Here is a 5,932-nt window from a genome sequence, read left to right on the forward strand (position 1 = left end):
ACGAGGGCGGTTCGATCCCCTACATCCTCCGCACCCCCGAGCAGCTCGCGCGCTACTTCGACGGACTGGAGCTGCTCGAACCGGGCGTGGCGTCGTGCTCGCGCTGGCGCCCCGACACCGAGGCGTTGGGCCTTCCCGCGGAGGTGCACCAGTACGGTGGTGTGGCCCGCAAGAGCTGAGAACGCTCCCGGCGTGGGGTCAGGTCTCCTGGAGGACGCGGTGCAGGATCGTGGGCGTCTCGTCCGGTGACGCGGCCTCGACGGCCAGGCGGTTCATGGCGTCCCAGTAGGACTCGATGTCGGCGGGACGGTCGGGATAGAGGCCGGTGGCGAGTTGTTCGAGGTAGACGACGTCGGGCAACTCGCTGCCGGGCAGCCGCACGATGGTGAACGGGCCGCCCTCCGCCGAGTGGCCGCCGGAGAGGAACGGCAGGATCTGGAGGGAGACCTGCGGGAGCCGGCAGATCTCGATGAGATGCCTGAGCTGGCCGCGCATCGTGGAGCCGCCGCCCACGGGCCGCCGCAGCGCCGCCTCGTCGAGCACGGCCCAGAGCCTGGTCGCCGGCTGTCTGTGCAGGATCCGCTGCCGTGAGATCCGTAACGCGACACGTCGTTCGATCTCCTGCGGGGACGCGTCCGGGTGGGCGAGCCGGAGGGAGGCACGGGCGTAGTCGGGGGTCTGCAGCAGGACCGGAACACGCTGGACCTCGAAGCAGCGGACGAGACTCGCCGCCTGTTCGGCCGCGAGGTAGGTCTGCGTCCAGGCGGGCACCACATCGTTGAAGTACTGCCACCAGGCAGGGGTGTTGGACTCCTCGACCAGCGTCAGCAGGGTGGCGCGTTCGGCCTCGCCCGTGACGCCGTAGAGAGTGAGCAGATCCTCCACGTCCCGCAGCTTGAAGCCGTGACGGCCTGCCTCCATACGACTGATCTTCGACCGTGAGCCGCGGATGGCATGCCCCGCGTCCTCACGCGAGACCCCCCGCTCCTCCCGCAGCCTGCGCAGCCGCGCGCCCAGCAGCAGCCGCGGCACCATGGGCCCGGCCGACCGCCCGCCCAGGATCCCGCTGTCGATCGGTGTTCCTGCGGACTTATGGGCACCCATGGGCATTTCTCCCTGCGGTGAAACTCGACTGTGCACACGTACAGGCACTGCGAGTTGCCATCGTAGGGGCTGACGGCCCGGCTCGGATCGGTACCCGGAAGGTCCGGGCGGCGACGACGCGAACCACGCATGCCGAGCAATGCGAGAGCAGCAACTGTCCCGAGTCGACGGCCTGTTCGTCGGCCGAAGGCCGTCTACCCGCGCCGGGCGCGACCGGGCACACTGAAGCGTCGGCCGCGGCCTTGCGCCCTCACGTGTCCCCCTCACCGGTCCTACCGCACTCGGGAGGCTTCAGTGATCAGAGCACGCCGTACCGGCGCCAGACGTCCACGGCTGATCGCCTCGGTGGTGAGCCTGCTCGTGGTGACCGCTCTCGCGATGTCCGGCACCGGCGCGGCCGCGGCGCCCGAGGCCGACGCCACACCAGCCGCCGCCTCGGTGTCCGGCGCGGTCTCGGCCGTCGAGTCCCTGGGAATCGCCGGAACGACCTGGGCCGTCGACGAGCGCACCGGGAAGCTGCGGGTACGCGCCGACTCCACGGTCGCCGACACGGACCTGACCAGAATCCGCCGGGCCACCGGGCGTTTCGCGGGTGCCGCGACCCTCGAAAGGCTCGACGGTCGGCTCCGCACCCTCCTGTCCGGCGGCGACGGCATCCACACGTCCGGCCGGCGCTGCTCGGCGGGGGTCAACGTGCACAGCGGCTCCACGTACTACCTCGTCACGGCCGGTCACTGCACCGACGGCATGCCCACCTGGTACACCAGCTCCGCCATGACCACGACAATCGGCCCCACCGCCGGCACCAGTTTCCCCGGCGACGACTTCGGTGTCGTCCGGTACTCCAACCCGGCAGTACCGCACCCCGGCACCATCGGAACCGTCGACGTCACCGGGACCGCGACCGCCTACGTCGGCCAGAGCGTCTGCCGCCGGGGAGCGACCACCGGCGTCCACTGCGGCAGGGTCACCGCGCTGAACGCCACCGTCAACTACGGGGACGGAGCCGTCGTCACGGGGTTGATCCAGACCAACATCTGCGCCGAGCCCGGCGACAGCGGCGGCCCGCTCTACGCAGGCGACAAGGTCGTCGGCATCCTCTCCGGCGGCTCCGGGAACTGTGCCACGGGAGGGACCACCTATTACCAGCCGATCCAGGAGGTGCTGAACGCGTACGGGCTGTCCGTGTACTGACGAGGTGTTGGACACCGGAGAATCGGCAGGTGAGAGACGGCCGCCATACCCTCAAGCCCCCAGGGGGCAGTTGTTCACCAGGGTCGCGGATTCCGCACCGGTGGGCAGGCCCACGGTCCGGGAGACGGGCGGCCGCCTGCCGGTGCCGAGCCAGCGTTCGAGGGCCGTGAACGCCGTGCGGTAGCAGGGCGCGAGGGGACGCAGCCGGTCCGGGAACACGTCGGCCAGGGAATCGGTGTGGGTGCCGCCCTCGATGCGGTAGTAGCGGTACAGACCGTCTCGTCCGGCGTGGCGCACCATACGGGCGTAGACATCCGAGTCCTGGCTGATGGGCAGCAGGACGTCCAGGGTGCCGTGCAGGGTGATCAGCGGCTTGCCGATCCGACCGGTCAGGGCGATCCTCGCCACGGCCCGCCGCACCTCGTCGGGACGCGTCGCGTAGTCGTAGTCGGTGTCGCAGGCCGGTGTCCCCGCCGCGCAGTACGGCGTACCCGCCTCTGTCGCCCCGTCGAAACCGGGGTCGAGTTCCTCACGGTAGATCCGCTGGGTCAGGTCCCAGTAGACCTGGTGGTGATACGGCCAGAGAAACTCCGACCCGGCCGGGAACCCCGCGGCGTGCAGGGCCTCCTGCGCCTCCCGGGCGCGTCCGCCCCCGGCTGCGTACACCGGGTAGTGGCGCAGCGCCGCGGGCAGGAAGTCCAGCAGGGTGGGCCCGTCGGGGCGCCACAAGGTGCCTTCCCAGTCGACTCCGCCGTCGTAGAGCTCGGGACGGTTCTCCAACTGCCAGCGCACCAGGTATCCGCCGTTGGACATGCCCGTCACCAGAGTGCGCGCGGGCGGACGGTGGTAGCGCCGGGCGACCGTGACCCGGGCGGCTCGGGTGAGCTGGGTGAGCCGGGCGTTCCACTCGGCGATGGCGTCACCCGGCGCCTTCCCGTCCCGGTAGAAGGCGAGACCGGTGTTGCCCTTGTCAGTGGCGGCGTAGGCATAGCCGCGGGACAGCACCGAGTCGGCGATGGCCCGGTCGTTGGCGTACTGCTCACGGTTGCCGGGGGTGCCGGCGACCACCAGGCCGCCGTTCCACCGGTCGGGCAGCCGGATGACGAACTGGGAGTCGTGTCTCCAGCCATGGTTGGTGTTCGTGGTGGAGGTGTCGGGGAAGTAGCCGTCGATCTGGATGCCGGGGACTCCGCTGGGGACGGTCAGGTCCTTCGGTGTCAGCCCGGCCCAGTCGGCCGGGTCGGTGTGCCCCGATGCGACCGTGCCCGCCGTGGTCAACTCGGCCAGACACGCCGCCTGTTGACGCTCGGCACCCGGTACGCGCAACTGCGTACGGTGCGCGCAGTGCCCGCCCGGATCTCCCGATGCGGCGGTGGCGGACGTGGGAGTGAGCACGAGAGCAGCCACGGCGAGGGCCGTGGGAACGCGGTGTTGCCAGGAGCCTGACGGAGAGCTGAGGGACAGACGCATCAGTGTGCCTCCGAGGACGCTGCAGGGATGCGCGGGAGACTAGGGCGCCCCACCCGCCTCAGACATAGGTCGGCCAACCACCGTCAGCCTTCCGGCAATGGTGCGGGACACCACTCCGGACCGGGAGGCAGGGTCCTGCCCGGCCGAGCGCGAGAGCGACTATGGGCGGCCCTCACACAGCACCTGCCTCGGTTCTGGCTGCTCAGCCCATGCCAGGGCCGGAGGGCGCGCCCCGATGATGCACGGCACACCGACCATCGGGCCCCGCCCGACATCAGGAGGCATTTCGTCATGGGACCGTCGCATCCTCCGTTCCGCTTCACGAAGAGCCGCAGCCTCGTCAGAGGCATCCGCCGCCGGGTCGCCGCAGCCGCGGGCACTCTGGCCCTCACAGCAGGCCTGGTCGCCATGAGCCCGCAGGCGTCCGCCGCGGGCCTGACGCAGATCACCGGCTTCGGCACCAACCCCGGCAACCTGTCCATGTACGCCTACGCACCGGACACCCTGCCGCCCGGCGCCCCGCTCGTGATCGCCCTGCACGGATGCACACAGAGCGCGAGCGACTACTACGCCCACTCCGGCTGGCCGGAGTTCGCCGACCGCTACGGCTTCGCGCTGGTCCTCCCCCAGACGGGCAGCACCAACAACGCCAACTCCTGCTTCAACTGGTTCGAGCCGGAGGACAGTTCACGCGGGCGGGGCGAGGCACTGTCGATCAGGCAGATGGTCGACAAGGCCGTCTCGCAGTACGGCAGCGACAGCCGGCAGGTCTACGTCACCGGCCTGTCCGCCGGCGGCGGCATGACCGCGAACCTGCTGGCGGCGTACCCCGACGTCTTCGCGGGCGGAGCCATCGACTCCGGTCTGCCCGCGTACTGCGCGACCACCGTGTCCGCGGCGTACACCTGCATGTACAGCCCTCCGGACAGGACCCCCGCCCAATGGGGCGACCTGGTACGCTCCGCCGCTCCCGCCGGCACCACGTCCTGGCCACGCGTCGCGATCTGGCAGGGCTCCGCCGACACCACCGTCCGGCCCGCCAACGCCACCGAGTTGCGCGACCAGTGGACCGACGTGTGGGGCATCGGCCAGACGCCTTCGCGCACGGAAAGCCTGAGCGGGGGCACCACGATGACCGCCTACGACGACGCCTCCGGCCGGCCCGCGGTCGAGGTCTACTCGGTCGCCGGCATGGCGCACGGGCTCGCGGTCGACCCGGGCAGCGGTACCGAGCAGTGCGGCGCCACCGGCACGTACTACCTCGACGCCATCTGCTCCAGCTACCACACCGTCCGCTTCTGGGGCCTCGACGGCCCCGACCAGGACACCGGTGCCCTGCCCGCGCCCTCGGGACTGACGGTCACCGGGACCACCGACACCACCACGGCCCTGAGCTGGAACGCGGTGCCCGATGCGGTCTCGTACACCGTGCGCCGAGACGGCACGAAGGTGGGCACCACCGGGTCGACCGCCTACACCGACACCGGCCTGACCGAAGGCACGACGTACGGCTACACCGTGGCGGCCGTGGACGCGGCAGGCGCGGCGGGCGCGGCCTCCGCCGTGGTGACCGCATCCACCACCGGGTTCACACCCACGTGTCATACCGCGAGCAACTACGACCACACGGTCGCCGGCCGGGCCCATCAGAGTGGCGGTCAGACCTACGCCAACGGCTCCGACGAGCCCATGGGGCTGTGGAACACGTTCACCGCGCACACCCTCGAGCAGACCGCGCCCGGCTACTACCTCGTCGCGGACTCCGGTTGCCCGGCCTGATCCCGGATCATCGATACATCGGGTGTATCAGGGGCTATTCACCCTCTAAATCACTCCAGAGTCGCCTCCACGGCTATCGAGTACGGTCGAAGTCATTGACTCCTCCGATGTATTGGTGTTGCCTCCCGACCGGATGGACCCCCACTCCCACAACGGAAGGACACCCGATGAACAGGAGATCCGTCTTACGGACAGCGGCCGGACTGCTGGTCGGCGGCCCCGCACTCGCCCTCTCCCGGCCCGCGGGCGCGGCGGTGGCCGCCGACCCGACCGACGGCTGGCAGCAGACGTCGTTCGCCTACAGCTGGCAGAAGCCCTGGAACCTCGATCTGAGCGAGCGTCACAGCTACAGCGGCGGAGTGCACCGGATGTGGGTGTACGCCAC

The 5,932-nt window shown here is 70.5% G+C and carries 5 protein-coding genes and 1 pseudogene; 4 read left to right on the forward strand and 2 right to left on the reverse strand.

Annotated elements, in window-relative coordinates; genetic code table 11:
- The coding region (locus JF597_RS49480) for an SAM-dependent methyltransferase (RefSeq protein ID WP_294012594.1) at positions 1-179 on the forward strand (179 nt) is incomplete at its 5' end.
- Positions 180-198: 19 nt separating this feature from the next.
- Here JF597_RS49480 and JF597_RS49485 read toward each other — a convergent pair.
- Positions 199-1,104, reverse strand: a complete 906-nt coding sequence (locus JF597_RS49485; RefSeq protein ID WP_294012582.1) for a helix-turn-helix transcriptional regulator — start codon at positions 1,102-1,104, stop codon at positions 199-201.
- A 294-nt stretch (positions 1,105-1,398) separates the two neighbouring features.
- Between JF597_RS49485 and JF597_RS49490 the strand changes: the two genes are divergently transcribed.
- Positions 1,399-2,298 carry a S1 family peptidase gene (locus JF597_RS49490; RefSeq protein WP_294012585.1) on the forward strand — a complete coding sequence of 300 codons (900 nt, stop codon included), beginning with the start codon at positions 1,399-1,401 and terminating at the stop codon, positions 2,296-2,298.
- A gap of 51 nt (positions 2,299-2,349) precedes the next feature.
- On the opposite strand, the gene JF597_RS49495 is transcribed toward JF597_RS49490, so the two are convergent.
- A complete protein-coding gene (locus JF597_RS49495) occupies positions 2,350-3,768 on the reverse strand; it encodes a tannase/feruloyl esterase family alpha/beta hydrolase (protein WP_294012588.1) in 1,419 nt (472 codons plus the stop codon).
- 291 nt (positions 3,769-4,059) lie between these two features.
- On the opposite strand from JF597_RS49495, the gene JF597_RS49500 reads away from it, so the two are divergent.
- Both JF597_RS49500 and JF597_RS49505 read left to right on the forward strand, forming a co-directional pair.
- Complete coding sequence (locus JF597_RS49500; RefSeq protein ID WP_294012591.1) at positions 4,060-5,547, forward strand: PHB depolymerase family esterase; 1,488 nt, start codon at positions 4,060-4,062, stop codon at positions 5,545-5,547.
- Positions 5,548-5,714: 167 nt separating this feature from the next.
- Positions 5,715-5,932 (forward strand): annotated as a pseudogene (locus tag JF597_RS49505) (cinnamyl alcohol dehydrogenase); the annotation flags it as partial.

This window comes from Streptomyces sp., from assembly GCF_019510245.1.
Taxonomy (GTDB): Bacteria; Actinomycetota; Actinomycetes; order Streptomycetales; family Streptomycetaceae; genus Streptomyces.

Bases quoted from the DNA above. Each gene is read 5' to 3' on its own strand.
- JF597_RS49485 (WP_294012582.1), bottom strand. From the start codon at position 1,104: ATGGGTGCCCATAAGTCCGCAGGAACACCGATCGACAGCGGGATCCTG.
- JF597_RS49495 (WP_294012588.1), bottom strand. From the start codon at position 3,768: ATGCGTCTGTCCCTCAGCTCTCCGTCAGGCTCCTGGCAACACCGCGTT.
- JF597_RS49500 (WP_294012591.1), top strand. From the start codon at position 4,060: ATGGGACCGTCGCATCCTCCGTTCCGCTTCACGAAGAGCCGCAGCCTC.